The organism is Couchioplanes caeruleus (assembly GCF_003751945.1).
Lineage (GTDB): Bacteria > Actinomycetota > Actinomycetes > Mycobacteriales > Micromonosporaceae > Actinoplanes > Actinoplanes caeruleus.
Genome location: NZ_RJKL01000001.1, coordinates 6,108,318 through 6,135,312 on the forward strand (window position 1 = coordinate 6,108,318; position 26,995 = coordinate 6,135,312).

General features: G+C 71.2%; 20 protein-coding genes. 13 read left to right on the forward strand and 7 right to left on the reverse strand.

What is annotated here, in order from left to right:
* Nucleotides 1-309: 309 nt before the first annotated feature.
* From EDD30_RS27400 to rny, 4 genes are all read left to right on the forward strand, one after another.
* A complete protein-coding gene (locus EDD30_RS27400; RefSeq protein WP_071803745.1) occupies nucleotides 310-1,074 on the forward strand; it encodes a regulatory protein RecX in 765 nt (254 codons plus the stop codon).
* A gap of 531 nt (nucleotides 1,075-1,605) precedes the next feature.
* Entirely contained in the window at nucleotides 1,606-2,517 is a 912-nt protein-coding gene (locus tag EDD30_RS27405; protein ID WP_071803744.1) for a hypothetical protein, read from the forward strand.
* Between the two features lie 1,201 nt (nucleotides 2,518-3,718).
* Nucleotides 3,719-4,378, forward strand: a complete 660-nt coding sequence (locus tag EDD30_RS27410) for a hypothetical protein (RefSeq protein WP_071803743.1) — start codon at nucleotides 3,719-3,721, stop codon at nucleotides 4,376-4,378.
* A gap of 1,558 nt (nucleotides 4,379-5,936) precedes the next feature.
* Complete coding sequence (gene rny / locus EDD30_RS27415; RefSeq protein ID WP_071808562.1) at nucleotides 5,937-7,661, forward strand: ribonuclease Y; 1,725 nt, start codon at nucleotides 5,937-5,939, stop codon at nucleotides 7,659-7,661.
* 135 nt (nucleotides 7,662-7,796) lie between these two features.
* On the opposite strand, the gene EDD30_RS27420 is transcribed toward rny, so the two are convergent.
* The 4 genes from EDD30_RS27420 to EDD30_RS27440 all read right to left on the reverse strand — a co-directional run bounded on the left by EDD30_RS27420 (nucleotide 7,797) and on the right by EDD30_RS27440 (nucleotide 11,291).
* Nucleotides 7,797-8,702, reverse strand: coding sequence for an amino acid ABC transporter permease (locus EDD30_RS27420; protein WP_071808563.1), 906 nt, complete (start codon nucleotides 8,700-8,702; stop codon nucleotides 7,797-7,799).
* Nucleotides 8,699-9,373 (reverse strand): amino acid ABC transporter permease, encoded by a 675-nt coding sequence (locus EDD30_RS27425; protein WP_071808564.1) that lies wholly within the window; start codon nucleotides 9,371-9,373, stop codon nucleotides 8,699-8,701. Before EDD30_RS27425 ends, EDD30_RS27420 begins: the two co-directional genes overlap by 4 nt.
* Nucleotides 9,374-9,635: 262 nt before the next feature.
* Complete coding sequence (locus EDD30_RS27435) at nucleotides 9,636-10,490, reverse strand: glutamate ABC transporter substrate-binding protein (protein ID WP_071808566.1); 855 nt, start codon at nucleotides 10,488-10,490, stop codon at nucleotides 9,636-9,638.
* Between the two features lie 54 nt (nucleotides 10,491-10,544).
* Entirely contained in the window at nucleotides 10,545-11,291 is a 747-nt protein-coding gene (locus tag EDD30_RS27440; RefSeq protein WP_071808567.1) for an amino acid ABC transporter ATP-binding protein, read from the reverse strand.
* 245 nt (nucleotides 11,292-11,536) lie between these two features.
* Between EDD30_RS27440 and EDD30_RS27445 the strand changes: the two genes are divergently transcribed.
* From EDD30_RS27445 to EDD30_RS27455, 3 genes are all read left to right on the forward strand, one after another.
* Nucleotides 11,537-11,917, forward strand: coding sequence for a hypothetical protein (locus EDD30_RS27445; protein WP_244945417.1), 381 nt, complete (start codon nucleotides 11,537-11,539; stop codon nucleotides 11,915-11,917).
* 127 nt (nucleotides 11,918-12,044) lie between these two features.
* Nucleotides 12,045-13,535 (forward strand): tRNA (N6-isopentenyl adenosine(37)-C2)-methylthiotransferase MiaB, encoded by a 1,491-nt coding sequence (gene miaB, locus EDD30_RS27450; protein WP_071808569.1) that lies wholly within the window; start codon nucleotides 12,045-12,047, stop codon nucleotides 13,533-13,535.
* 41 nt (nucleotides 13,536-13,576) lie between these two features.
* On the forward strand, nucleotides 13,577-15,004 hold the full coding sequence (locus EDD30_RS27455; protein WP_170047620.1) for a GGDEF domain-containing protein: 1,428 nt from the start codon (nucleotides 13,577-13,579) through the stop codon (nucleotides 15,002-15,004).
* A gap of 54 nt (nucleotides 15,005-15,058) precedes the next feature.
* On the opposite strand, the gene EDD30_RS27460 is transcribed toward EDD30_RS27455, so the two are convergent.
* A complete protein-coding gene (locus EDD30_RS27460) occupies nucleotides 15,059-16,267 on the reverse strand; it encodes a DUF349 domain-containing protein (protein ID WP_071808594.1) in 1,209 nt (402 codons plus the stop codon).
* Nucleotides 16,268-16,440: 173 nt separating this feature from the next.
* Here EDD30_RS27460 and miaA point away from each other — a divergent pair, with 173 nt between their 5' ends.
* Genes miaA through EDD30_RS27475 form a run of 3 tightly spaced genes read left to right on the forward strand, consistent with a single transcriptional unit; the run spans nucleotide 16,441 to nucleotide 19,138 of the window.
* Nucleotides 16,441-17,364: a tRNA (adenosine(37)-N6)-dimethylallyltransferase MiaA gene (gene miaA, locus EDD30_RS27465; RefSeq protein ID WP_071808571.1), complete on the forward strand. Its 924-nt coding sequence runs from the start codon at nucleotides 16,441-16,443 to the stop codon at nucleotides 17,362-17,364.
* A gap of 8 nt (nucleotides 17,365-17,372) precedes the next feature.
* Nucleotides 17,373-18,221, forward strand: coding sequence for a diaminopimelate epimerase (gene dapF / locus EDD30_RS27470; protein ID WP_071808595.1), 849 nt, complete (start codon nucleotides 17,373-17,375; stop codon nucleotides 18,219-18,221).
* Nucleotides 18,218-19,138: a glycerophosphodiester phosphodiesterase gene (locus EDD30_RS27475; protein WP_084557269.1), complete on the forward strand. Its 921-nt coding sequence runs from the start codon at nucleotides 18,218-18,220 to the stop codon at nucleotides 19,136-19,138. The genes dapF and EDD30_RS27475 overlap by 4 nt, the downstream gene beginning before the upstream one ends.
* Here EDD30_RS27475 and EDD30_RS27480 read toward each other — a convergent pair.
* Nucleotides 19,099-20,559 (reverse strand): NAD-dependent malic enzyme, encoded by a 1,461-nt coding sequence (locus tag EDD30_RS27480; RefSeq protein WP_071808572.1) that lies wholly within the window; start codon nucleotides 20,557-20,559, stop codon nucleotides 19,099-19,101. The two genes, EDD30_RS27475 and EDD30_RS27480, sit on opposite strands and share 40 nt — an antisense overlap.
* Before the next feature lie 172 nt (nucleotides 20,560-20,731).
* Between EDD30_RS27480 and hflX the strand changes: the two genes are divergently transcribed.
* Nucleotides 20,732-22,129 (forward strand): GTPase HflX, encoded by a 1,398-nt coding sequence (gene hflX / locus EDD30_RS27485; protein ID WP_211277975.1) that lies wholly within the window; start codon nucleotides 20,732-20,734, stop codon nucleotides 22,127-22,129.
* A gap of 129 nt (nucleotides 22,130-22,258) precedes the next feature.
* On the forward strand, nucleotides 22,259-24,421 hold the full coding sequence (locus tag EDD30_RS39960) for a hypothetical protein (RefSeq protein WP_211277976.1): 2,163 nt from the start codon (nucleotides 22,259-22,261) through the stop codon (nucleotides 24,419-24,421).
* A 562-nt stretch (nucleotides 24,422-24,983) separates the two neighbouring features.
* Here the strand turns inward: EDD30_RS39960 and lexA are convergent.
* Nucleotides 24,984-25,706 carry a transcriptional repressor LexA gene (lexA, locus tag EDD30_RS27505; RefSeq protein ID WP_229798697.1) on the reverse strand — a complete coding sequence of 241 codons (723 nt, stop codon included), beginning with the start codon at nucleotides 25,704-25,706 and terminating at the stop codon, nucleotides 24,984-24,986.
* A 344-nt stretch (nucleotides 25,707-26,050) separates the two neighbouring features.
* Between lexA and EDD30_RS39965 the strand changes: the two genes are divergently transcribed.
* On the forward strand, nucleotides 26,051-26,377 hold the full coding sequence (locus tag EDD30_RS39965; RefSeq protein ID WP_071808576.1) for a LysM peptidoglycan-binding domain-containing protein: 327 nt from the start codon (nucleotides 26,051-26,053) through the stop codon (nucleotides 26,375-26,377).
* Nucleotides 26,378-26,995: the final 618 nt, after the last annotated feature.

Consider the following 26,995-nt stretch of genomic DNA (forward strand, 5'->3'; position numbering starts at 1 on the left):
GTTCCGGTAGCGCGGCATCCTGGGGCCTCGCGGCCACGCCATCCTGGCGCCTCCCGGCTGCGCCCTCCCTGGCCATCCGGCCGGGGAGGGCGGGACGGGCTCCCCGGCGAGAGCGCTCGACCTCTCCTTCCGTGCCCAGACGCCGAGCCGGGCCCGCGGCGCGACGGCCGCGGCCACTCCGGGATGGCGGGCTGCCCTGCGGTTCGCGTGGCCAGGCCGCCCTGCGGTCCATCCGGGCCGGCTGTCTCAGGCCGCACCGGGCTGCGACGATCACCGCGAGCGAGCGTAGGACTGAGGAGGCGTCGAGCGATGGCCGGACGACGTGGGGCGCGAGCCGGGCGAGGCTGGGATGCGATCCCTTTCCGCTCCACTGAAGAGGAGTCCGCCGACGGCACCGCCACCGGAGCTCGGGCGTCTGATCGCAACGGTTCGGGCAGGGGGCGTGCAACCGCGCCGGATGCATCCGCGTGGGCGACCGGAAGCGGACGTGGTCGTCGAGGCGCGGGTGCGGGCGCGGAACAACCCTCCGCGCCACCGAAGTCGGAGTCCGAGTTGGCGCGCGAGATCTGCCTTCGACAGCTCGCCGGCCGTCCTCGGACTCGCGCCGAACTCGCCAAGGTGCTGGTCCGGAAGGAGATCTCCGAAGAGGTCATCGCCGAGGTTCTCGACCGCTACGACGAGGTCGGCATCATCGACGACGCCGCATTCGCCCGGGCATGGGTGTCCAGCCGTCACCACGGTCGAGGTCTTGCCCGGCGGGCGTTGGCCAACGAGCTCCGCCAGCGTGGCGTCGACGCCGAGGTGGCGACCGAGGCGCTGGAGACCCTCGACGAGGACGCGGAAGCAGCGACCGCTCGTGCCCTGGTCGACCGGAAGCTTCGTGCCGCGACGGGAACGCCGGACCAGATCTTTCGCCGCCTGGTCGGCATGCTGGCGCGCAAGGGTTACCCCGCAGGTGTGGCGATCCGCGCCGTCAAGGACGCGCTCGCGGCCCGGGACGCCGAAGCCGCGGAGTTCGCCGATCAGATCGACGCCGACGCCTTGGCCGAGCAGGAGGGCGACACCCTCACGTAGTCATCGCCCGCACGGGCGCGGCGCTTGGTGGTCGCTCCTGCCGCCTCGATCGCCTTCGGGTCGCGCGGGCCTCCTGCCGGCGTCGCGACCACTGCGAAGGTCAGCGAAATGGCACGTCGACGGTCGCTGTTTCAGTGAATCGGCGCACCGGATCGGTCCGGGACATGTCCTGGGAATGGCGCCAAAAGCGGAACGTCGGTACATGCTCGACGGCGGTCCTTCACCGCGTCGAGCTGAGGCCGCAGGAACAGCCCACGCGCGGCGGTGTGGTGAAGGTGCGAGCGTCGGTGACGGCACGGAGTGTCCGCTGCCTGTAGGTGGTCGAGTGCATTCGTTCCGTGTGGAACATCAATCGGCATTCCCAAGGAGTGTCCGTCTTGAGCGCTATTGTCGCCCGTGAATGGAAGTGGTCCGGTGGTTGTCGGTAATCTTCCCGCCGGACTTACGCACGCGATTGTCCACTGAAGACCGATTCAGCTCGAAAGTACGGGGAGGAACATGCGAACCAGTCAACTCGCGCGCCGTCGTGGCGTGCGCGCAGCAGTACGGCTCGGCGTCGTCGTCGGTGCCGTGGGTGTCGCCGGTCTGGCGGGCGTCACCTCTGCTGCTGCCTCCACTACTGAGTTCAACGCCCTCGGCGTGGTGGCGCTCGCCGAGCCGGCCGCCGCGGCCGATGACGACTCGGCCACCTCCGAGGTCGCCGAGGAGGCCAAGGCCCCCGGTGACGACGACCCGGAAAGCCCGGGCGGCGGTGCAGGTGGCACCCCGGACAACCCCGGTGACGACACCCCGGACAACCCCGGCGGGGGTGGCACGGACAGCCCCGGCGGCGGCGACACCGGTGGTGGTGACACGGGCGGTGGTGACACCGGTGGTGACACGGGCGGCGGTGACACCGGCACCGGCAACCCTGGGGGTGGTGACGCCGGTGGTGGTGGCACGGGCGGCGGTGACACCGGCACCGGCAACCCTGGGGGTGGTGACGCCGGTGGTGGTGGCACCGGCAATCCCGGCGGTGGTGACGCCGGTGGCGGCGGCACCGGCAACCCCGGCGGCGGTGACACCGGTGGTGGCACGGGCAACCCTGGCGGTGGCGCCGGCAATCCCGGTGGGGGAAGCCCGGGTGAAACGCCTGGGGGCGGCGGCGGTGACCCGACCAACCCGACGGATCCGGTCACTCCGGACTCCGGTGCGGGCGCCGGCTCCGGCGGCGGCGACAACGGCGGCTCCGGCGAGGGCTCTGGTGGCGCCAACGGTGGCGGGAGCGGCAGCGGTACGAACGCCAGCGGTAGCCAGGGCAGTTCCTACTCGGGCGGTTCCGGTGGCCTTGCGGTCACCGGTACCGACATCGTCACCATCGCGGGCGTGGGTACCGCGATCGCCGCAGGTGGCGTCGGCCTCATCCTGATGACGCGACGTCGCCGTAACGCTGAAGCGGAGTGACGAGAGGTCGCCTTTTCAGGCAGATGGAGTGACGCGGCGTCGCCGCTCCGGATACATGGGGTGACGCGGTGAAATCGCTCCGAGTGGATGGGGTGACGCGGTGAAATCGCTCCGAGTAGATGGGGTGACGCGGTGAAATCGCTCCGAGTTGATGGAGTGACGTGGCATCGCAGCTCCGAGGAGTCGCAGTGATGGTGTGCTATCGCTTCGAGGAGTTGCAGTGATGCAGAGCCGCCGCCCCGAATGCCACTTGTGCCTCCGATGATGGACCCGCGGCCCGCCTGGGCTGCGGGTCTATTCCTTCCCGCGGATCTTGGTGGCCGTTGCCACTCCGGCCGGACTGGTAACCTGCATCGTCGTGACAGACGACTCCCACGGCGCTCGGCGCGAGGGCGCCTCCCTTCCCGGGGGCGCCGGCGCGACGCCCGCGACCACGCCTCCCGGGGCAGTCGTCGACCAATCCGAGGCGACGGTGCCGCTGCAGCTCGGCAGGGGCGAAGAGCCGAGTCGGCAGGCGGCGGGCAGTGCAGCCGGCGGGATCGAGCCGGTCTCTACCGGCCAACCGGTCTCTACCGGCCAACCGGTCCCTACCGGCCAACCGGTCTCTACCGGCCAACCGGTCTCTACCGGCCAACCGGTCCCTACCGGCCAACCGGTCCCTACCGGCCAACCAGCAGGCAACGTCATGCCGGGATCGGGGCCGGCGGCTGCCCCGGCGAGCGCCGCTCCCGCCCATGACCCGGCTCGCCCCGGCGGCATTCCCCCTCAAAGCCCCTCCTACGGACCTTTCCACGGCGGTCCTCAAGAGGCATACCCCACATCGGGCGGCGCCGCTTGGAATGCTGCTCCCACCTCCGACGCTGGCCCCGCCGCGACTCCTACCTCTGGCACCGGGTTCGACCAGTACGGGCTCGATGTGGGCGGCTCGGGCTACTTCAGCCCCGATCCCGCCGCTCCAGGCATTTTCAATCCGAATGCCGCTCACGGCCAGGCGGGGAGCGCGTCCATCCCCGGAGGCGCGTCCATCCCCCGAGGCGCGTCCATCCCCGGAAGTCCGTTCATATCGGGAAGCTCGGCCATCCCTGGAAGCCCGGCAGCACCCGCGTCCGCCACTCCTTACCCGGCGGCCAGCCCGGCCATACCCGCCCAGGACCGCTTCGGCTTCGAAGCGAGCCCCGGCTATGGCAGCGGCCCTCGCATCGTGCCCACCCCGAAACAACCCCGGAGCCGCTTCGTCGTCCCGGCCCTCGCCGGCCTTGCCGCCGGTTTGCTGATCTTCGGTACGGGCGGCTGGTTCGTCGGCCGCACGACCGCCCCCCAACCTCAGCCCACCGGAACCGCTGCCTCCGCCCCCACCCCGACCCCCAGCGCTCAGGGGGTCTACGAGCAGAACCAGGTGGCGATCAATCAGCCGAAGTTCGCCGGCGCGCTGGCCCCCGTCGCGCAGGGCTGGCTCCCGCATCTCTCCGGCTGTTCCCGCAGCGGCGAGAACAGAGGCCCGACGCTGAACAAGGGCGAGAAGGCGCGCGTCCGCTGCGAGATGGATGCGATGAGTGTGATCTTCGTCGAGTACGCCAGCAGCGCCGACCGGGACAAGGCCCGGGTCGCGACGCTCGGGCAGAACGTCGACGCCCGCACGCTCACCCCGGGCGTCGGCCCGGCCGGCGAGCGGGCCACCCCGTCGGGGCGGTCCAACGGCAACTACGTCGAGTACGCATACAAGGTCGCGAACCGCACCGTGGCCGGAATCTGGTGGGACGACGCGTCCACTCCCGTGGCGGCGTACCTGCTCGCGTACTGGAAGGAAGGTACGGGCGAGAAGTGGGAGCCGATGCGCGACATCTGGGCCCGCTACGCCTGACTCATCCTGAGCCCGCTCGCTCGGCTGCGGCCGGGCGACTGCACGGCTGCGACGACTGCAGTGCGACTGCCGTGGTGCGCGGCCGTGATGTGACGGCCGTGGGTGACGGCCGTGGGGTGACGGCGGTGATATGACGGCCGTGGTGCGACGGCCGTGGTGCGACGGCCGCGGTGCGGTAGCCGTCCGGCCACGCCGTGGAGGGCAACCGTGCGTGACCTGGGCGGGTGTGGGCCTGTGCGGAACGTCCCGTCCACGGCCGAATCATGAGTCCTTGACCGAACCGGCTCTCGCGACCTAGCCTCGCGTTACACAAGGTTTGTACGACCATCGCAGGCTAAGCGCACAACATAGATCGCATTACTTTTCGGCATCACTTCCGGTCTTGGGACGGAGCGCCCGGCGACGCCATCGCTGTCAGCGCACCACTCCCGGCAGGGTGGCGTTCCCGGCGAGTCCATCGTCGGGGGGCGCTTCTCAGCCGGGGAAGGAACGCCCGGCGACGTTCTCGCCGCAGCGGACCGCTCTCCGGGATGAGCTCGGCGACGCCATCGCCGTGGCGGACGTCCCGGGGGAACCGGCCGCTCGGCGGCACCTCGCCGCGGCGGACCGCACCCATCGGCGGGCGGCTCGTCCGGCGGGCATCACCGTCGTCGGCGTGCCCACCCGCCGGCCGGCGGTGAGCCTTATCGGCTACGACCAGACTGGCGGCGAACCGGCACCGCGGCGAGACCCTCGCCGCGACCGGCACGTCGGCGACATCATCGGCACAGGTCGGCACGACGGGCCATCGGCGCAAACCGAGGGCTCCGGAACGCCGGCGAACGGTTGGCCCCACACGGACCGGCGAGGTCCCCCGGACGGCACCGGTGAGCCGGACACCCGGCGCCCGGCGCTGCCCGGACGCCGCACCACCGGCAGCCCGCCGTCCACGACCCCGCAAACCGCGAGCAGCCCGCAGCCTGCGAGCAGCCCGCAAGCCGCAAGCCGCAAGCCACGCGAGCCGCTTGCCAGCCCCACAAGCTCGCAAGCAGCCTGCGCCGCAGGCCCCGCGAGCCATTCGGCCGGCACGCGAGCGGCAAGAGGTAGAGGCCGCATGCCACGCGGGCACCTGCCGGAGCCACCGCCCGAGGCGCCAAGCGGGCAGCCGATGAGGTCACCGGGATCGACGACGGGCGACCCTGGCAGCCCCACGGGCGACGCCAAGCGGCGCCGGCAGCCGATAGGCCGATGCCCCCTGCGATCAACAGCCTCCGGTCGCGCATCCCTGACGCACGAAGCCCGCAGGCGCAACAGGCCAGCGCGAAGCCCGCAGGCGCAACGCAAGAAGCAGGAAGCCCGGCAGGTTGGAGAGAAAGCACGGGCCGACCAGGCGCAACGCGAGAACGCAGGAAGCCCAACAAGCGCACCGCAAAGAAAGCGAGCCGCTCCACGTCACCAAGCGAGACGCCCCCGCCGCCGACCGAGGCGCACCCCGGAGAATAGCGAGACGTACCCGAGCAACGGCAACACAGAGAACCAAGCCGCAGACCCCTGCGGCGCCGAAGGGAGATTCGACGAGATGACGGCCCTGGTATGGGTGCTCATGGTGGCGGTCATCATCCTCGCCTCCGCGGTCATAACCGGCCTGATCTTCGGCGCCCGTGCCCTGCGCCGCCTCCAGGACAGCCGCTCCGCCGACCAGGAGAGCCGCGAGCGCACCCTCCAGCACGCCAAGGCCAAGGTCGACGACGCGAACGCGAAAGCCGCGTCCGTACGCGCGGAGGTCGCCGCCGCCAAGGCCGAGGCAACCGCCGCCCGGGCCGAGGCCCGGCGGGTTCTGGAGTCGGCGCACGCGGAGGCCGACACGATTCTCGAGCACGCGCACCGCCAGGCCGAATCCGACGCCGAGCAGGTCCGCACGGCCGCCCGGCGCAGCGGCGAGCGCGAGGTGGCGCTGCTCAACACCACGGCCAAGGAGCACGCCGCCGAGGTCGAGCGGCGGGCCGCCCGGATTGACGAGCGCGAGCGTCTGCACGCCGAGGAGGTCGAGCGGCTGGTGGAGCGGGAGCGGCGCCTGGCCACGATGGACACCGATCTGACCGCCCGGGAGGCCGCGCTCGGTGAGCGGGAGGCCGCGATCGCCGGCGTCGAGGAGCAGCGCCGCCGTGAGCTGGAGCGGATCGCGAGCCTGACCGCCGAGCAGGCCCGGGCCGAACTCGTCGAGAACATCGAGGGGCAGGCCAAGCGGGAGGCCGCAATCCTCGTCCGCGACATCGAGACGGATGCGAAGCGCACCGCCGACACCCGAGCCCGGCACATCGTCGTGGACGCGATCCAGCGCATCGCCAGCGAGCAGACCGCGGAGAGCGTCGTCAGCGTGTTGCACCTGCCGAGCGACGAGATGAAGGGCCGCATCATCGGCCGCGAGGGCCGCAACATCCGGGCGTTCGAGTCGACCACCGGCGTCAACCTGATCATCGACGACACCCCCGAGGCGGTCCTGCTCTCCTGCTTCGACCCGGTCCGCCGCGAGGTCGGCCGGCTGACGCTGGAGAAGCTGGTGCTCGACGGCCGCATCCACCCGCACCGCATCGAGGAAGTCTTCGAGAGCGCGAAGAACGACGTGGACCGCCTCTGCGAGCGCGCCGCCGAGGAGGCCCTGGTGGACGTCGGCATCACCGACATCCATCCGGAGCTGGCGACGCTGCTGGGCCGGTTGCGCTACCGCACCAGCTACGGGCAGAACGTGCTCAAGCATCTCGTGGAGACCGCCCACATCGCCGGGATCATGGCCGCCGAGCTGGGCCTGGACGTGCCGACGATGAAGCGGTCCGCCTTCCTGCACGACATCGGCAAGGCGCTCACCCACGAGGTCGAGGGCAGCCACGCGCTGATCGGCGCGGATCTGGCCCGCAAGTACGGCGAGTCCGAGGACGTCGTCCACGCGATCGAGGCGCACCACAACGAGGTGCCGCCGCAGACCGTCGAGGCCGTGCTCACCCAGGCCGCGGACGCCTGCTCCGGCGGTCGCCCGGGTGCGCGCCGGGAAAGCCTGGAGGCGTACGTCAAGCGCCTGGAGCGCATCGAGGAGATCGCCGGCGGCAAGACGGGCGTGGACAAAGTCTTCGCCATGCAGGCGGGCCGCGAGATCCGCGTGATGGTCCGCCCGGAGGACGTGGACGACATCGCCGCCGCGGTGCTGGCCCGGGACGTGGCCAAGCAGATCGAGGAGGAATTGACCTACCCCGGCCAGATTCGGGTCACGGTCGTCCGCGAGTCGCGCGTCACGGAACTGGCCCGATAAAGATCAAGATCTGGATGTCGTGGCCGGGTGGTGGGTGCGGACCGTCGCTCACGCCGAGGCCGGGTCCGGGGATCCAGGAGCCTGGCGGCTCCTGAACGGATCCCCGAACCCTTCATTCTGCGTGAGTGGAGACGCTCAACCCTGAGGCTCGCCCACGCCACCGACGGTGGCCGCGGGCGCGCTGGCGCCCGCAGCGTCGCCGGCGGCGACGACGCGGGGTGCCTTGCCGGTGCGCCGGGTCCGGCGCTCCAGCACCCCGGCGAAGAACGTCAGCGTCGCGTTCAGCAGGATGTACAGCACCGCCGCGACGATGGCCGCGGCCACGATGTTGCCGAAGTTGGCGCCGAGCGTGTTGACGCCGTTCTGCAGCAGCTCGGTGTAGCCGATGATGTAGCCGAGCGCCGTGTCCTTCACCAGGACGACGAGCTGGCTCACGATCACCGGCAGCATCGCGCGTGCCGCCTGCGGGATCAGGATGTCGGCCATCACCTGGTGCTTGCGCATGCCGATCGCGTACGCGGCCTCACTCTGGCCGCGTGGCACGGCGTGGATGCCGGCGCGGAACGCCTCCGCCAGCACGGAGCCGTTGTAGAGGGTGAGACCGGCGACGACCGCCCAGAACGGCGGCATCGGCTCCTCGGTGATGAAGGGGATGCCGTAGAAGATGAAGAAGATCATGAGCAGCAGCGGTACGGCGCGGAAGAACTCCACCACCGCACCGGCCGGAATCCGCAGCCACCAGTGGTCCGAGAGCCGCCCCACGGAGAAGACCAGGCCGAAGACGAGCGACAGCACCATGGCGACCGCGGCCGCGCTGATCGTCGACCACAGGCCCGGCAGGATGTAGTCGGTCCAGGTGGAGGCCTCGAGGAAGGGGCGCCACAGCGCGCCGTCCCACTGGTTCTTCTCGTCGAACTTGCGGTAGATCCACCACAGCGCCGCCGCGAGGGCGACACCGAAGACGGCGGTGAGCACGATGTTGCGGGCCTTCGCCCGCGGCCCCGGGTGGTCGTAGAGGACAGCGTCGGTGTTGCTGCTCACCGCTTCACCGCCAGTCGGTTGGCCAGCCAGCCGAAGAGGTAGCCGGTGGGGATGAGGACAGCGGCGAAGGTGCCGGCGAACACGAGGAAGATCGGGATGACCGCGTCGCCGTTCGCGTTGATCAGGTCCTTCATGGCGCTCGACGACTCCATGAGGCCGATCGTGCCGACGATCGTGGAGTTCTTCGCCAGCGCGATGAAGATGCTGCCCAGCGGGGCGATCACGGCCCGCCCCGCCTGCGGCAGGATGACGATCCGCAGGGTCTGGAAGAACGACATGCCGATGGCGCGGGCGGCCTCGGCCTGTCCGGCCGGCACCGTGTTGATGCCGGAGCGGATCGCCTCGCACACGAACGCCGCGGTGTAGACGGAGAGGCCGACGACACCGAGCCAGTAGTTGTTGAGGATGAGGTCGTCGGACAGCGACACGCGCAGCGCCGAGTACAGACCGAAGTAACAGAAGAAGACGATCAACGTCAGCGGCGTGTTCCGGAAGATGTTGACCCAGGCCGTACCGACGCCGCGCAGCACCGGGACCGGCGAGACCCGCATCGCGGCCAGCACCAGGCCGAGCACCACGGAGCAGACGGTCGCGGCCGCGGTGAGTTTCAGGATCCAGAGGAACCCGGTGAGGTACGTGTCGATGTTGGTGGGATCGGAGAAGACGTCCATCACCCTCGCTTCCTCGCGACGCCGAAGGAACAGAACAGGCGCCGGGCAGCGACGCCGAGGGACAACAGGCTCCGCCTCACAGCGGCGCCGGAGAACAACAGGCTCCGCCCGGAGGCGGCGCCGAGGTGCAGCAGGCTCCGCGCGGAGGCGACGCCGAAGAAAAGATCAGGCGCCGCGGAGGGCGCCGGGTGGAGCGGGCGGATCGGCCCGGAACGGCGGGCGGGGCCGGCAGTCACACCGGCCCCGCCCGCGTCGCGGTTGCTTAGCTGCAGTTGGTCAGCTTGGTGACGTCGAGCTGGGGCGCGGCCTGGCCGCTCTTGCCGAGCGTGCTGTCCCAGGCGGCCTTGTACGAGCCGTCGGTCGCCGCGGCCTTCAAGATCTCGTTGATCTTCTCGCAGCCCTCTTTGTCGGTCTTCTTCAGGCCGATGCCGTACGGCTCGTCGCTGAACTTCTTGCCGACCACCTTGAACTTGCCGGTGTACTGCTCCTGGGCGGCGTACCCGGCGAGGATGATGTCGTCGGTGGTGACCGCGTCCACGGAACCGTCGGACAGCGCCTGCACGCACTTCGAGTACGAGTCGAACTGCTGGAGCTGGGCGTCCTTGTACTCGGTCTGGATCCGCTTGGCCGGCGTGGAGCCGGAGACGGAACAGACCTTCTTGCCCTTCAGCGCCTCGGGACCGGTGATCGTCGAGGCGGTGGGCACGAGCAGGTCCTGACCGGCCACGTAGTACGGCCCGCCGAAGTTGACGGCCTTCTTGCGCTCGTCGGTGATCGTGTAGGTCGCCACGACGATGTCGACCTGGCCCTGCTGGATGAACGGCTCGCGGTTCGACGACACCGTGGTCTTGTACTCGATGCCGGTTTCCGGGACGCCGAGGCCCTTGGCGATGATCTTCGCGATCTCGACGTCGAAGCCGGTGTAGGTGCCACCGGTCTGCAGGCCGAGACCGGGCTGGTCCGCCTTGACGCCGACGACGAGCTTCTTGTCGCTGCTCGCCTTGCCCACGATGCCGCTGGCCTTACCCGAACCGCTGTCGTCGCTCCCGCCGCACGCTGCCGCGGCCATCGCCAGGGCGAAGGCCCCGGCCACGGCCGTCAATCGGGTGATGCGCATCGTCACGTTCCTCCTACTGGAAACACACAACAAATGATGTCCTCGATGGACGTGTCAGTGGGTCAGGATCTTAGAGAGGAAGTCCTTGGCGCGATCACTCTTCGGGTTCTCGAAGAAGTCGGCCGGAGTGGACTGCTCGACGAGCTGACCGTCGGCCATGAAGACGACACGGTCGGCGGCGTGCCGGGCGAAGCCCATCTCGTGGGTCACCACGACCATGGTCATGCCCTCCTTGGCGAGCGACGTCATGACGTCGAGGACCTCGCCGACCATCTCGGGGTCGAGGGCGCTCGTCGGCTCGTCGAAGAGTAGGGCCTTGGGCTGCATGGCCAGGGCCCGCGCGATCGCGACACGCTGCTGTTGTCCGCCGGAGAGCTGAGCAGGGTACTTCTCCGCCTGGCTCGCGATGCCGACGCGGTCCAGCAGCTTCATCGCGCGGTCGCGGACGGCCGTGGGCTTCTCTTTCCGGACCTTGATCGGACCCAGCATGACGTTCTCGAGGATCGTCTTGTGCGCGAAGAGGTTGAAGGACTGGAAGACCATGCCGACCTCGCTGCGCAGCCGCGCCAGGGCCTTGCCCTCGGCCGGCAACTCCTTGCCGTCGAAGGTGATCGTGCCGGAGTTGATCGGCTCGAGGCGGTTGATCGCACGGCACAGCGTCGACTTGCCCGACCCCGATGGTCCGATCACGACGACCACCTCGCCGCGGTCCACGGAGAGGCTGACATCCTGCAGGACGTGCAACGGGCCGAAGTACTTGTTGACGTGCTCGAGGACGATGAGAGGCTCACTCGTCGTCACCGTCTGACCACCGTCCCGTCGTTGGGTTCACTCGGATGGGGCCACTCTAGGGGGGCGGGGGTATCGGATCACGCCGAGAATGGTCACGGAGCAGTAACACCGGGGGCAAATGCGTCGAAAGGTTGTCCACGATGAGCGGTATGGGAGATGCCGATGGGGCAGATGGCCTCTGGAATTGGTGCGTTCGGGCATCCCTGGAGGCCCAGCATGTCCGACATGCCGTATCGGGCGCCTTGCAGCGACCGGTGGCAACCCTGGACGCCCCGGCCGAAGGCGCGGTGCTGTGTGACGTCTGGCACGTCGGCGGCGACTTCCCGACGATGATCGATTGCTACCTCGCGCCCGGCGATCTCCCGGAGGCGACGATCGCCAGCGCCGTCGCGGTCCGGCTCGGCGCCGACCTGCTGCTGCCGGACGACACCCTCAACCCCACCCGCTACGTGCTGGCCGAGCCCGACGGGACGCTGCGGGCGGTGCATGTCGACGAGACCGAGACCGATGACGGTACGGAGCGCCGCCACGTGCGCCCCTGCACCGGCGCCGACCCGGCGTGCGCCGCCGGCCCCGGTTGCTCGCGCTCCCTGTGGAAGCCCCGGCCGTCACCCGAACGCCCCGCGGCCGCATGAGGCGCCGGGATCACCGCGCGGGCCGCATAAGGCACCGGGATCACCGCGCGGGCCGCATAAGGCGCCAAGACCACCCCGCGGCCGCGTAGGGCCCCGGGGCCGCGGGGGACTACCCTGGTCAATTGCCATGACTGAGACTCCGCAGAGCGCCGGGCCCCGCACCTACGACGTGCGTACGTACGGCTGCCAGATGAACGTGCACGACAGCGAGCGCATCTCCGGCCTGATGGAGGACGCGGGCTACGTCCGCGCCGCCGACGCGGACGCGGCGGACGTCGTGGTCTTCAACACCTGTGCGGTCCGCGAGAACGCGGACAACCGGCTCTACGGCAACCTCGGCCACCTGCGCCCCACGAAGCTCAAGCACCCCGGCATGCAGATCGCCGTCGGCGGCTGCCTGGCCCAGAAGGACCGCGGCGACATCGTCAAGCGCGCGCCCTGGGTCGACGTGGTCTTCGGCACGCACAACATCGGTTCGCTGCCGGCGCTGCTCGAGCGCGCCCGGCACAACCAGGAGGCCGAGGTCGAGATCCTCGAGTCGCTCGAGGTGTTCCCCTCGACCCTGCCCACCAAGCGCGAGTCGACGTACGCCGGCTGGGTGTCGATCTCGGTCGGCTGCAACAACACCTGCACCTTCTGCATCGTGCCGTCGCTGCGCGGCAAGGAGAAGGACCGCCGGCCGGGCGAGATCCTGGCCGAGGTCGAGGCGCTGGCCCGCGAGGGCGTCCTCGAGGTCACCCTGCTCGGCCAGAACGTCAACTCGTACGGTGTGGAGTTCGGCGACCGCCTCGCGTTCGGCAAGCTGCTGCGCGCCTGCGGCGAGATCGAGGGCCTGGAGCGGGTCCGGTTCACCAGCCCGCACCCGAAGGACTTCACCGACGACGTGATCGCGGCGATGGCCGAGACCCCGAACGTCTGCCACTCGCTGCACATGCCGTTGCAGTCCGGCTCGGACCGGGTGCTCAAGGCGATGCGCCGCAGTTACCGCTCGGAGAAGTTCCTCGGCATCATCGACAAGGTCCGGGCCGCGATGCCGGACGCCGCGATCACGACCGACATCATCGTCGGCTTCCCGGGCGAGACCGAGGACGACTTCGCGCAGACCCTCGAGGTGGTCCGGCAGGCCCGGTTCTCCAGTGCCTTCACGTTCCAGTATTCGAAGCGCCCGGGCACGCCCGCCGCGACGATGGAAGAGCAGTTGTCGAAGCAGGTCGTCCAGGAGCGCTACGAGCGGCTGATCGCCACGCTCGAGGACATCACCTGGGCCGAGAACAAGCGGCTGGTGGGGGAGAAGGTCGAGGTCCTGGTCGCCGTCGGCGAGGGCCGTAAGGACGAGCGTACGGGCCGGATGAGCGGCCGGGCCCGCGACGGGCGGCTGGTGCATTTCGCCACCGGCGGCACCGCCCCGCGTCCCGGCGACGTGATCGAGACGGTGGTCACCTATGCGGCGCCGCACCACCTCAACGCCGACGGTGACCCGCTGAGCCACCGGCGCACCCGGGCGGGTGACGCGTACGAGGCCGGCCGCACCCCGCGCCTGCCCGGCGTGTCGCTGGGACTGCCGACCATCGGCGTCCCGGCGCCCCTGCCCGCGCCGAGCGGCGGCTGCTCCCTCTAGGGAACCTCAACTCCGCACGCGTGCGACCGATGGGACCTCTCGTGACGTCCCGTGGGTATGCCGTGGCCTCGTTCGGCCTCATCGCGGCGTACTGCGCGTTCCCGGCGGATCTGCGGTGGCTGCCGTTCCTGCTGGCGAGTTTCGCGGCGATCCCGGCGGTCGCGGTCGGGCTGCGCCGTAGCCCGGTGGGAACGCGGCAGCCGTGGTGGCTGCTGCTGACCGCGGTCGGCTGCCTCAACGCGGCCAACCTGGCCTGGGCCTGGTCCACCTATCTCGCGTCGACACCGGTCCGCTACGACGTGGCCTCGGCCGGGCTCTACGCCCTCGGTTACCTCTTCCTGCTCGGCGACGCGGTCCTGATCGTCCTGCGCCGCGGCCGGCGTGACCTCGGCGGGGTGATCGACGCGGCGATCACCTTGCTGGCGCTCGGCGGGCTGCTGTGGGACGTCGTCTTCCTGCCCTTCCACCAGGCCGCGAACGTGCCGCCGACCGAGCAGGTCTTCCTGTTCATCGACGTCTTCGTCATGATGGGCATCCTCGGCGCCCTGCTGCGGGTCGCCCTGGTGTCACGGCGCATCATCGCCGTGTGGCTGCTCGTCGCGGGCCTCGCCACCTGCCTGGTCGCGAACGTCATCACGGTGTACGCCGCGGACCCGGTCACCAATGCGCTGCCCGACTGGACGAACGTGCCGTTCCTGCTCGCGTACGTGTGCCTGGGTTCCGCCGCCCTGCACCCGACCGCCGTGATGATCAGCGAGCCGGGGCCGGAGCCCGCGGACGACCTGACGCCCGGCCGGTTGATCTTCCTCGGGCTGATGATGGCCCTGATCCCGGTCGTCGGCGGCGGCCGGGCCCTGCTGGGTCTGCCCGTCGACGGCGTCCTGATCGCCGTCGGCTCCGCCGTGCTGGTCCCGCTCGTCATGCTGCGGGTCGGCCGGCTGTCGGCGCAGCGCCGCCGGGCCGAGCAGGAGCTGCTGCGGCTCGCCACCGTGGATACGTTGACCGGCCTGCCGAACCGGGCGGCCTGCCTGGAGCGCCTGACCACCGAGCTCGCCACCTTTCCGGGACGGCAGGCGGTGCTCTTCTGCGACCTGGACGGCTTCAAACCGGTCAACGACCGCCTGGGTCACGCCGCGGGGGACGCGTTGCTCGTCGCGGTCGCCGCCCGTCTGCGCGGCGCGGTCCGCGAGAACGACCTGGTGAGCCGCTTCGGGGGCGACGAGTTCGTGGTCGTCTGCCACGCCGACGACCCGCGCGCCGCCGTCGACGCGGTCTGCGAGCGGATCCGCGAGGTGGTCCGCCAACCCATCGACGTGGCCGGCGAGCAAGTGCGGGTCGGCCTCAGCGTGGGCGTCGCCTTCGCCGGTCCGCTCGCCACCACCGACGACCTGATCAACCGCGCCGACCTGGCGATGTACGAGGCGAAGCAGTCGAAGGCCCTGGGCCGGCTCAGCCTCGCTCACGCCTGAAAAAAAATCCGGCCCGCGCCGAGACGCGAGGCCGGACCTGTCACGTTCGCTGGATCAGTTGGCCTGCTCGGCCAGGGCCAGGAACTGCTTCTTCGACGCGAGGGCCTGCTCGGCCTCCTTGATGCGACGGCTGTCGCCGGCGGCCTGGGCCCGGGCCAGCCGCTGCTCCGCCTCCGCCACCTGCTCGCGCATCTGCCTCAGCAGAGGGTTGTCCTGCGGGGTGGTCTTGCGCCACGCCGAGTCCATCGCGACCCGGATCCGCTCCTCGGCCGCGCGCCAGCGCCGGTCGAGGGAAGCGGCCGACTCGCGCGGTACGCGGCCCGCGTCGTGCCAGCCGGCCTGGGCGTCACGCAGCTTGTTCTGCGCGGCGCGCGGGTCCGCGTCGACGTCGATCGCCTCGAGCTCGGCGAGGATGGCCTGCTTCTTCTCGAGGTTGCCCTTGTACTCCGCGTCGCGGGCCGAGAAGACCTCGCTGCGGCGGCTGAAGAACGCGTCCTGGGCGGCGCGGAAGCGTTCCCAGAGGCGCTGCTCGGCCTCCTTGGCGGCGCGCGGCGCCGCCTTCCACTCGCTCATCAGCTCCTTGAGCCGGGCCGCGGTCGGGCCCCACTCGCTGGACTCGGCGAGGCTCTCCGCCTCCTTGACCAGCTCCTCCTTGGCGGTCTGCGCCTGCTTGCGCTGGCCGTCGAGGGTGGCGAAGTGCGCGCCGCGGCGGCGGGTGAAGCCGTCCCGGGCGGCGGCGAAGCGCTTCCACAGCTCGCCGTCGGTCTTCTTGTCGACGCCGCGGATCGTCTTCCACTCGTCGAGGATCTCCTTGAGCCGGTCGCCCGCGCTCTTCCAGCCGGTCGCCTCCGCGGCGATCGCCTCCGCCTCCTCGACCAGGGCGGTCTTGCGCGCCAGGGCCTCGGTGCGGGCCACCTCCCGGGCGGCCTTGGCCTCGCCGGCCTTCTCGTCCGCGATGGCGGCGAGCCGGTCCAGGCGGGCGGCCAGGCCGTCGATGTCGCCGACCACGTGCGCCTCGTCGAGGGTGGTGCGCAGCCGCTTGATGCTGGTCAGGGAGTGCGCCGCGTCGGCCGCGCCGGACTTCAGCCGGGCCTCGACGAGGTCGACCTCGGTGACCAGGTCCGCGAACCGCCGGGCGAAGTGGGCCAGGCCCTCCTCGGGCGTGCCCGCCTGCCATGAGCCGACCACCCGGTCGCCCTCGGCCGTCTTCACGTACACGGTGCCGTCGGCATCCACGCGCCCGAAGGTCGTCCAGTCGTTCATGAGCCCATCCTCGTTCTCCCGGCGTCGGCGAGCCTCGCTGCCCGCGACCGCCGCCATAGCGCAGCCGAATGCCATTCTTCCACCGGCATTCTTTACCGCGCATTGTCACAGGTCCAACCCGGTTCCGGGGAAGCGCCCGCGGATGACCGTGACCAGCCCGTTACGGTGACTCCGTGCCATTGCTCCCACCCCCCGGAGTTGTCGCCGTCGTCGGGCCGACGGCGGCCGGGAAGACCGCGCTCAGCCTCGCCCTCGCCCACGCCCTCGGTGGCGAGGTGGTGAACGCCGATTCGATGCAGCTCTATCGCGGCATGGACGTCGGTACGGCCAAACTCCCAGCCGGGGAGCGGGAAGGCGTGCCGCACCACGTCCTCGACATCTGGGACGTCACCTTCCCGGCGAGCGTCGCGGAGTACCAGGAGGCGGCCCGCGCGGCCGTCGAGGAGATCGCGGCGCGGGGCCGCGTACCCATCGTGGTGGGCGGCTCGGGGTTGTACGTCCGGGCGGTGCTGGAGGACTTCGCTTTTCCCGGCACGGATCCCGACATTCGGGAACGGCTCGAGGCGGAACTCGCCGAGACCGGCCCCGCGCGGCTGCACGAGCGGCTGCGCGCGGCCGACCCGGCGGCCGCCGCCAAGATCCTGGAGTCCAACGGGCGGCGTATCGTCCGGGCCCTGGAGGTCATCGAGATGACGGGCGCGCCCTTCACCGCGGCCCTGCCGGACCCGACGCCCTACTACGAGAGTGTGCAGATCGGGGTCGACCGTGGCACCGAGGAGCTCGACCGGCGGATCGCCGAGCGGGTCGAGCTCATGTGGGCCGGCGGGCTGCTGGACGAGGTGCGGCGGCTGGACGGCGAGGGCCTCCGCGAGGGGCGCACGGCGAGTCGCGCGCTCGGATATCAGCAAGCCCTCGCGCAGCTCGACGGCGTACTGACCGAGGAGGCGGCCAAGGCGGACACCGTGCAGGGCACCCGCCGTTTCGTCCGGCGCCAGCGCTCCTGGTTCCGCCGGGACCCGCGGATCACCTGGCTCGACGGCGCGTCGCCCTCGTGCACGGCGGACGCGTTGGCGGCCTGCGGAGCGGCTGCGAGATGATGGACCGCGTGTTGTTCACCAAGGGCCACGGCACCGGCAACGATTTCGTCATCCTGCCCGACCCCGACGGGACGCTCGACCTGACGGCGTCACTGGTCGCGGCGCTCTGCGATCGTCACCGCGGCATCGGCGCGGACGGCGTCCTGCGGGTCGTGCGCAGCGCCAAGCACCCGGACGGCGCGAGCCACGCGGCCGACGCCGAATGGTTCATGGACTACTGGAACGCCGACGGGTCGTCCGCCGAGATGTGCGGCAACGGGGTCCGGGTCTTCACCCGCTATCTGGTCGCCCGGGGGCTCGCGACCGCAGGCCCCGCGGGCCTGCCGGTCGCGACGCGATCCGGCGTCGTGCACGCGGTCGTCGGCGACCCGCTCATCTCCGTCCACATGAGCACCCCTCGGGTGTACGCGGCCAGCACCGCGACCGTGGGCCCGCTGACCGTGCCCGGGGTGGCCGTGGACTGCGGCAACCCGCATCTGGTCAGCGCGCTGCACGACGGTGTGGATCTGTCGTCGCTGGACCTGACCACGGCACCCGGGCACGACGGCACACTGTTCCCGGACGGCGTCAACGTCGAGTTCACCACTCCCGGCGCGCCGGTCGACGGTGCCGATCTGCACGTCCACATGCGCGTCCACGAGCGCGGCTCCGGCGAGACGCTGTCCTGCGGATCCGGCGCCCTGGCCGTCGGCGCGGTCGCGCTGCGCGACGCGGGACGCACGACCGGCGTGGTGGCGGTCGACGTGCCGGGCGGGCGGCTTACCGTGACCGCCGCCGACGACGGCCGGTGGTGGCTGGCGGGGCCGGCGGTGCTGGTGGCCTCCGGCGAGGTGGACGTGGCGGCCCTCGTCCCATGACGGCGCCGCATCGGACGGCTGCACCGGAGCATCTGGCTGCACCGGAGCATCTGGCTGCACCGGAGCATCTGGCGGCGCCGCATCGGACGGCTGCGCCGGAGCATCTGGCGGCGCTGCACCGGGTGGCTCACCGCGGCTACTCGGCGGTGGCCCCCGAGAACACCCTGCCCGCCCTCGCCGCGGGCGTCCTCGCCGGGGCGACGTTCATCGAGTTCGACGTCCGCACCACCGCCGACGGCGTGCCGGTGGTGATTCACGACCGCACGGTCGACCGCACCACGGACGGCACCGGCAAGGTCTGGGAGCTGACCCTCGACGAGATCGCCCGGCTGGACGCCGGTTCCTGGTTCTCGCCGGCGTACGCGGGGACCGGTGTGCCCCGGCTCACCGACGCGTTGGCGCTGCTGCGCCCGCACGCCGTCCTCGCGGACTCGGCGGACGACGCGGGTGTCACCCCGGCGGTGGCGCCCCGCGTCGAGCTGCTGCTGGAGATCAAGCCGCCGGCCACCCTGGAACAGGTGAAGATCATCATGGGGCAGGTCGCCGACGCGGGGCTGCTCGGCCGTACGGTCGTGCAGAGCTTCGACCCGGCGATCGTGCGCCTCGTCGCCGAGGCCGCCCCCGACGTGCGCCGGGGCCTGCTCCGCGACGGGTTCGACGCCGCGCAGGTGGAGGTCGCCGCGGAGCTGGGCGTCGTGCACTGCAACCCGTCCATGAACGCCGTGCTCGGCTCCCCGGAGACCGTCGCGGCGCTCGCGGAGGCTCAGGTGGCGGTGATGCCGTGGACGGCCAACGACCTGAGGCTCTGGCCCGATCTGGTCCGGGCCGGTGTGGCCGGCCTGATCACCGACCACACCGGGGAGCTCACCGGCTGGGCTCAGAACGCCTCGTCGGGAGCCTGGTCCAGCTCGGCCTGAGGAACCGCGGCCGCGTTGTGCGGAGCCGGGGTGCCCTTGACCGTCGCCCGGATGGCGGCCGCCACCGCCGGCGTCACCCGAGAGTCGAAGACGCTGGGGATGATCACGGTCGGGTTGATCTTGTCGTCGCCGACGACGTTGGCGATGGCCATCGCCGCCGCCAGCGCCATCTCCTCGGTGAACTCCTCGGCGCTCACGTCGAGCATGCCGCGGAACACGCCGGGGAACGCCAGCACGTTGTTGATCTGGTTGGGCTGGTCGGAGCGGCCGGTGGCCACCACGGCGGCGTACTGGCGGGCCTCGCGCGGGTCCACCTCGGGATCCGGGTTGGCCAACGCGAAGACGATCGACTTGTCGGCCATCTTGGCGATGTCGGCGCCGGTCAGCAGGTTGGGGGCGCTGACACCGATGAAGACGTCCGCTCCGGCGATCGCGCCGGGCAGGTCGCCGGAGTAGTTGTCGCGGTTCGTGTTGTCGGCGAGCCACTGCCAGGTCGGCGTCATGTCCGCCATGCCGCGGTGCAGGGCGCCCCTGCGGTCGTACGCGATGATGTCGCCCACGCCCTGGCGCAGCAGCAGCTTCATGATCGCCGTTCCCGCGGCCCCCGCGCCGGAGACGACGACCTTGACGTCCGCGAGGTTCTTGCCCACGACCCGTAGCGCGTTCGTCAGCGCGGCCAGCACGCAGATCGCGGTCCCGTGCTGGTCGTCATGGAAGACCGGGATGTCCAGCAGCTCCCGCAGGCGCATCTCGATCTCGAAGCAGCGCGGCGCGGCGATGTCCTCCAGGTTGATGCCGCCGTACGCGGGAGCGATCGCCCGGACGATGTTGACGATCTCGTCGGTGTCCTGGGTGTCGAGCACGACGGGCCAGGCGTCGACTCCGCCGAAGCGCTTGAAGAGCGCGGCCTTGCCCTCCATCACCGGCATCGCCGCGGCCGGGCCGATGTTGCCCAGTCCGAGCACGGCCGAGCCGTCGCTGACCACCGCGACCGTGTTGCGCTTGATGGTCAGCCGGCGCGCGTCGGCGGGGTTCTCCGCGATGGCCATGCACACCCGCGCCACGCCCGGCGTGTACGCCCGGGACAGCTCGTCACGGTTGCGCAGGGCGACCTTCGACGACACCTCGATCTTGCCGCCCAGATGCAGCAGGAACGTACGGTCGGAGACCTTGCGGACGTCGACGCCGTCCTGCTCCTCGAGGTTCTTGACGACCTGGTCGGCGTGGGTCGAGTCGGCGGTGTCGCAGGTGAGGTCGACCAGGACCCGGCCGGGGTCGGAGTCCACCACGTCGAGCGCCGTCACGATGGCGCCCGCCTCACCCACACACGTGGTGAGCCGGCCGATGGACGAGGCGTCGGCGGTCACGGCGATCCGGATCGTGATCGAGAATCCTGCACTGGGCAGGCGGGTGGTCACCACGGAAGTCCCTCCGTCGTCAGCGGGTGAATGTTCATATTCTCCCGCTCCGGGAATGCCGGTGGACATCGCGGTGGTTACTGGTGAGTCATACACTCTGCGACAACGCCCCGCCGCGTTATGTGGATGCGCCCGGTACCCCCGGCGTGCCACGATCGGGCGGAGGAGGTCACTTTTGCGAACTGAGCTTTCCGAACCCGACGTCACTACCGGTGAGCTGGAACTGGAGGAGCGGCACTCGCTGCGGCGGGTCGCCGGCCTCTCCACCGAGCTCACGGACATCACCGAGGTCGAGTACAGGCAACTGCGGCTCGAGCGAGTAGTCCTGGTCGGCGTCTGGACCGAGGGCAGCGTCTCTGACGCGGAGAACTCGCTGAGCGAGTTGGCCGCGCTGGCCGAGACTGCCGGCTCGCAGGTCCTCGAGGGCCTCATCCAACGGCGTTCCCGCCCCGACTCGGCCACCTTCATCGGCCGCGGCAAGGTGGAGGAGCTGCGCGACGTGGTCATCTCCACGGGCGCCGACACCGTCATCTGCGACGGCGAGCTCTCCCCGTCCCAGTTGCGCAACCTGGAGCAGCAGACCAAGGTCAAGGTCGTCGACCGTACGGCGCTCATCCTCGACATCTTCGCCCAGCACGCGAAGAGCAAGGAAGGCAAGGCGCAGGTCGAGCTGGCCCAGCTCCAATACCTGCTCCCGCGGCTGCGAGGCTGGGGTGAGTCGCTCTCCCGGCAGGGTGGCGGTGCCGGCGGCGGCTCCGGCGGTGGCGGCGTGGGCACGCGCGGCCCCGGTGAGACCAAGCTGGAGACCGACCGGCGCCGGATCAACCACCGCATCGCCAAGCTGCGGCGCGAGATCAAGGCCATGCGCACCGTACGCCAGACGAAGCGCTCCCGCCGCGCGAGCAGCGGCGTGCCGGCCGTGGCCATCGCCGGCTACACCAACGCGGGCAAGTCCAGCCTGCTCAACCGCCTGACCTCGGCGGGTGTCCTGGTCGAGGACGCACTGTTCGCGACCCTCGACCCGACGACCCGGCGCACGGCGGCGGAGGACGGGCGCGTCTTCACGCTCTCCGACACGGTCGGCTTCGTCCGCCACCTGCCGCACCAGATCGTCGAGGCGTTCCGCTCGACGCTGGAGGAAGTCTCGTACGCCGACCTCGTCGTGCACGTGGTCGACGGCGCCCACCCCGACCCGGAGGGTCAGGTCACGGCGGTCCGCGAGGTCCTGGGCGAGGTCGGCGCCGACCGGATTCCCGAGCTGCTGGTGGTCAACAAGACCGACGCCGCCGACGAGGAGACGATGCTGCGCCTCAAGCGCGCCTGGCCCGACGCGGTCTTCGTCTCGGCCCGTTCGGGGCAGGGCATCGCCGACCTGCACGCGGCCATCGCCCAGCGGCTGCCGCGCCCGGCGGTGGACCTGCGGGTGCTCCTGCCGTACGACCGGGGCGATCTGGTGGCGCGGATCCACCGCAAGGGGCAGGTTCTCGACACCCGGCACACGGAAGAGGGGACCGAGCTCCGGGTACGCGTCGACGAGCAGTTGGCGGCGGAGCTGGCGCAGTTCCGGGCCTGACAGCGCGAGCGGGTTCTCGCGGGCGGCGACGCTGTCCGAAGTATCCGTTCCGTGCCTCAGGCGCCCCGTATGACCAGGCTTGATCCACGCGTCACGCCAGTGGGAGACGCCGCATGCGACACTGATCGGATGCGGCGTCTCGTGTTCCCGGCCCTCATGGCCTCCGGGCTGGTGATGGTGGGTGCAGTGCCCGCCTCTGCCGAGCCGGCCCCCGCGGCCACCTCGGCTAAGGCCGCGGCCGGCAAGAAGGTGTGCAAGGTCACCGATCCGCTCCTCAACGAGCTCTCGGGCATCGTGGCGACGGACGACGGCTATGTCGTGATCAACGACAGCACCGACGCGCAGCGCCAGAAGGTCTTCTTCCTGGACAAGAACTGCGCTATCGCCGACCAGGTCGCCTTCAGCGGCAACGGCCCGCGCGACACCGAGGACCTGATCCTGTCGCCGGACGGCAAGACGCTGTGGATCGCCGACACCGGCGACAACAACGTGCGCACCAAGTCGGCCGAGCCTCGCGAGACGATCAGCGTCTGGAGCATGCCGGCGGACGGCTCCAAGAAGCCCAAGATCCACCGCCTCGCGTACCCGGCGGGCGACCGGCACGACGCGGAGGCCCTGCTCCTCGACGGCGCCGGCAAGCCGATCATCATCACCAAGGAGATCACCGGCCCGGCCCAGCTTTACACGCCGGCGTCGGCGCTCAAGACGGACAACACCGAGGGCGTTCCGCTCAAGAAGGTCGGCCAGGTCGAGCTGCCGCGTACGGACACGCCGGGCACGTCCTTCGCCCGTCTGGCACAGAGCGTGGTCACGGGCGCCGCGATCGCTCCCGGGGGCAACAAGGTGGTCATCCGGACGTACCTGGACGCCTTCGAATGGGATGTCACCAACGGTGACGTGATCGCCGCGCTGAAGCAGAAGCCGAGAGGCACGGGCCTGCCCAACGAGCCGTTCGGCGAGGCGATCAGCTACAGCGCGGACGGCAAGACGTTCGCCACGGTCTCGGACTTCGGTCAGCAAGAGGACCAGGAAGCCGACAACTACATCCTGCGCTACACGCCCGCCACCACGATCGCCCAGGCGAGCACGAAGGGCGCCAAGGACGCGAAGTCGAGCGAAGGCCCGAGCTGGTACTCCGACCTCAGCCTCTCCGACATCACCTACCTCGTCGGCGGCATCGGCGTCCTGGGCGCCATCCTGGTCGGCGCGGGCGTCTTCGGCATCATGCGGTCCCGCAAGAAGCCGCAGCCAGAACTGGCGGTGAAGAACCCGGATCCCACCGGCCCGGACCCGCTGGACGCGGAAACGGAACTCCTGACCGTCGGCGGCCCGAAGCCGAAGGCCGGCGTCTACGGCGCGGGCGCGGCGGGCGCGGGCGCGGCGGGCGCGGGCGCGGCGGGCGCGGGCGCGGCAGCATCGGCGCCTGGCGTGTACGGCGCCAAACAACACCCCAAGGCCGGCGGAGTCTACGGAGGCGCGGCGGGACGCCCGAGCGGCGGAGCCCAGCCGGGTCAGCCGGGCGGCGGCGTGCAAGGTCGCCCTGGCACCATCCATGGTCGCCCGAACGGTGCTCAGTCGGGTCGTCCCGGCGCTGCCCAGCCGGGTGGCCCCGGCGCTGTTCAGCCGGGCCGTCCGGGCGGTGCTCAGCCGGGCCGTCCGGGTGGCGGTCCGCAGGGCCGCGCCGGTGGCGTCGGTCAGCCGGCGGGTGGCGGCCAGCCGGTCGCACGTCCTACGAGTGGCCAGCCGGCGCGTCCGGGCGGTGGTCAACCGGGCCACCCCGACGGCGGGCAACCGGGTCATCCCCACGCCGGCCAGCCCAGCCGCCCGACGGGCCGTCAGGCCGGCGGTCCCGGCAACGCTGCCCAGCCAGGTCGTCCCAGTGCCGTCGCGCAGCCGGTTCCGCCCGGCGGTGCTGCCCCGGTTCGTCCGAGTGGTGCGGCCCAGCCGGTTCGTCCCAGTGGTGCGGCCCAGCCGGTTCGTCCCAGTGGTGCGGCCCCGACCGGGCGTCCGAGTGGCGCGGGCCGGCCCGGTAGCTTGGGCGGCGCGGCTCAGCCCGGTCGCTCGGAAGGCGCCGCGCCGGTCCGCCCTGCCCAAGGCGCACAGCCCGGAAACCGCCCCGCCAGCGGCGGCCCCAGCGGTCCTCCCTCCGGCGGTCCCTCCTCCAACGGCCCCTCTTCCGGCGGCCGCGGAGGAAGCGTCTACGGCGCCCCGCTTTCGTCCTCGGCCGCACCCCCACCATCGTGGCCCCCGGCGTCGCAGCCCACGGGAGGCGGCCACCCGAACGGCGGATGAACGCGATGAACGGCACCTCGCGAGGCCCGCGACAGCCGCCCGGAGAACCCGGGCTGCGGATGCCCCCACAGGGCCGCTGACTGACACTTCATCCACGGGGTGATCGCCGGCCGCACCTGCTGTGCACGCGGGCGATTCCAGCGGTCACCCGCGGCACGGCACCGCGCCGCAGCGCCTCCACCCAGCCCGGCGGCAACGGCCCGGCGTGGTGTCGACCCGACCCGACCCGGTCCGGCCTCGACGTGGGCCCGGCTGGGCGCGGCGTCGACCTGATGCGGCCTGGACCGGAGTGGGCCCGCCTGGCGTGGCGTGGCGTGGACCTGGCCTGGCGTAGACCCGGCGCGGCCTGGCGTGGACCTGGCCTGGCCTGGCGTGGACCCGGCCTGGCCAGGCCGGGCCAGGCATGGCGTCGACCCGGCCCGGCCTGGCGTCGACCGGTCCTGGCTTGGCGTCGACCGGTCCTGCTTGGCGTGGTGTCTGGCCGGCCCAGCGCCGCATCTCCCGGCCCACCGCCGCTGGGCGAGCGCTAGCCCCGCCTGCTCAGCGGCGCAGGCGATTCCGGTCAAACCCTGCGCAGCACCGCGACGACGCGACCCATCACTGTTGCGTCGTCGCCCGGGATCGGGTCGAACGCCGGGTTGGCCGGCATGAGCCACACGTGGCCGTCCCGCTGCCGGTAACTCTTGACCGTCGCCTCGCCGTCGATCATGGCAGCGACGATGTCGCCGACGTTCGCCGTAGGTTGTTGGCGTACCACGACCCAGTCTCCGTTGCAGATGGCCGCGTCGATCATCGAGTCGCCCTTGACCTCCAGCATGAAGACCTCGCCCTCGCCGACGAGCTCGCGCGGCAGAGGGAAGAAGTCCTCGACCGCCTGCTCGGCCAGGATGGGCCCACCGGCGGCGATCCGGCCGACGAGCGGCACGTAGGCCGGGGCGGGACGGGCCGTGCGCAGCGCCTCGTCGTCGACCATGTCACTCGGCGACCGCACGTCCACCGCGCGGGGCCGGTTGGGGTCGCGGCGCAGGAAGCCCTTCTTCTCGAGCTCCTTCAACTGGTAGGCGACGCTGGACGGGGACACCAGCCCCACCGCCTCACCGATCTCCCGGACGCTCGGGGGGTAGCCGTAACGCTCCACCCAATCCTTGATGAACTCCAGGATGCGCCGCTGCCGGGCGGTCAGGTCGGCGGTGACCAGATCCGGGAACTGGCTGACCACCGGTGTGACCGAGCGGAGCTGCGGCGCGTCGGCGCTACGGGCCCGGGCCGGGCTCCGGCGCCGCATGGCCGCCTTGACGTTCGTGGCCTCGGGCTTCGAGTCCTTCTGATCCTGCCGGCTCGTCCGGTCGTCGGTCGACACGTCCGCCCTCCTTGTCGGCCACGGCCTCACGGGCCCGTGGTGCGCTCGCGGAGCCGGACCTGCGCCGTGGGGATGGACGTCCGTCCGGCTGACCCCTCTTGATGGAGAACCGTATCGGCGGGGTACGACAGATTCAAACATCTGTACGACTTTCTCTCGGCGTGTCGCCCGGAAGTGCTCGACTTCCGTACGCCTGTTCTGATACACCGTCGTACGGGCGTTCGATCGAACGCCCGTACGAAGACCGTCCGCGAGGAAAGGTGTTTGCCGTGGTAGCCACCGGTGTGCGTCCGGGCCGTCCCGCCCCGCTGCGGTTGACACGGCGAGGCCGGATCGTCGTGCTGACCCTCTTCTTTCTCCTGGCGACCCTCGCCAGCGCTGTGTTGTGGACCACTGCCTCCCGGGCCGGCGAAACGCCGGCGGGCCCCGCCGCCGCGATCGTGGTGCAGCCTGACGACACCATGTGGTCCATCGCCGAGCGAGCCGTCCCCGACCGCGCACCGCGGGAGGTGATAGCCGAGATCCGCGCACTCAACGGCAGAAGACACTCCTATGTGTACGCCGGGGAGACACTGATCGTCCCGCCCCCGAGCTGACCTCCGCCGCAGTGGTCCCACCAGCGGGCTCGATGTTCGCCCTGACGCCGAGCGCCCCGGCCGAAAGGGCGCGACCAGGGTCTGGCCGGATGCCGGGCCGAAGGCTGCCGAGTCCGCCCGGCCGAAAGGACGCGACCAGGATGAAGGACGCGACCAGGGTGTAGGTGGGCGCCGGGCCGAAGGTCGCCGAGTCCGCCCGGCGAAAGGACGCGACCAGGGTGTAGGTGGACGCCGACCGAAGGTTGCCGAGTCCGCCCGGCCGTGAAAGGGGCCGCCGAGGGCGGTCCGCCGCGCCGCGGGGCCGAAGGGCCACGCGCCCCGGTGCCCGGGACTCGGAAGCCGTGCAGACGCTGAGGCCACGCGCCGAGGAACTGTGCGGTGCAACTCCCGCGCCGCGGATACGCCGCGCTGAGCAGCCGCGGATACGCCGCGTTTGTGGATGTGGCGCGTTGTGGATGCGGCGCGTTGTGGATGTCGCGCAGCCGGTGAGCTCGTCGCGCCGACCGCCGGGGGTGAGCCACCGTGTCGACGTCCGTCCAAGATCGAGTGTCGCGCCGAGCGCTGACCGCGTTGAGCGCTGTGCTGACCGGCCACCCCGGCCCGGAGCGTCGCGCTGAA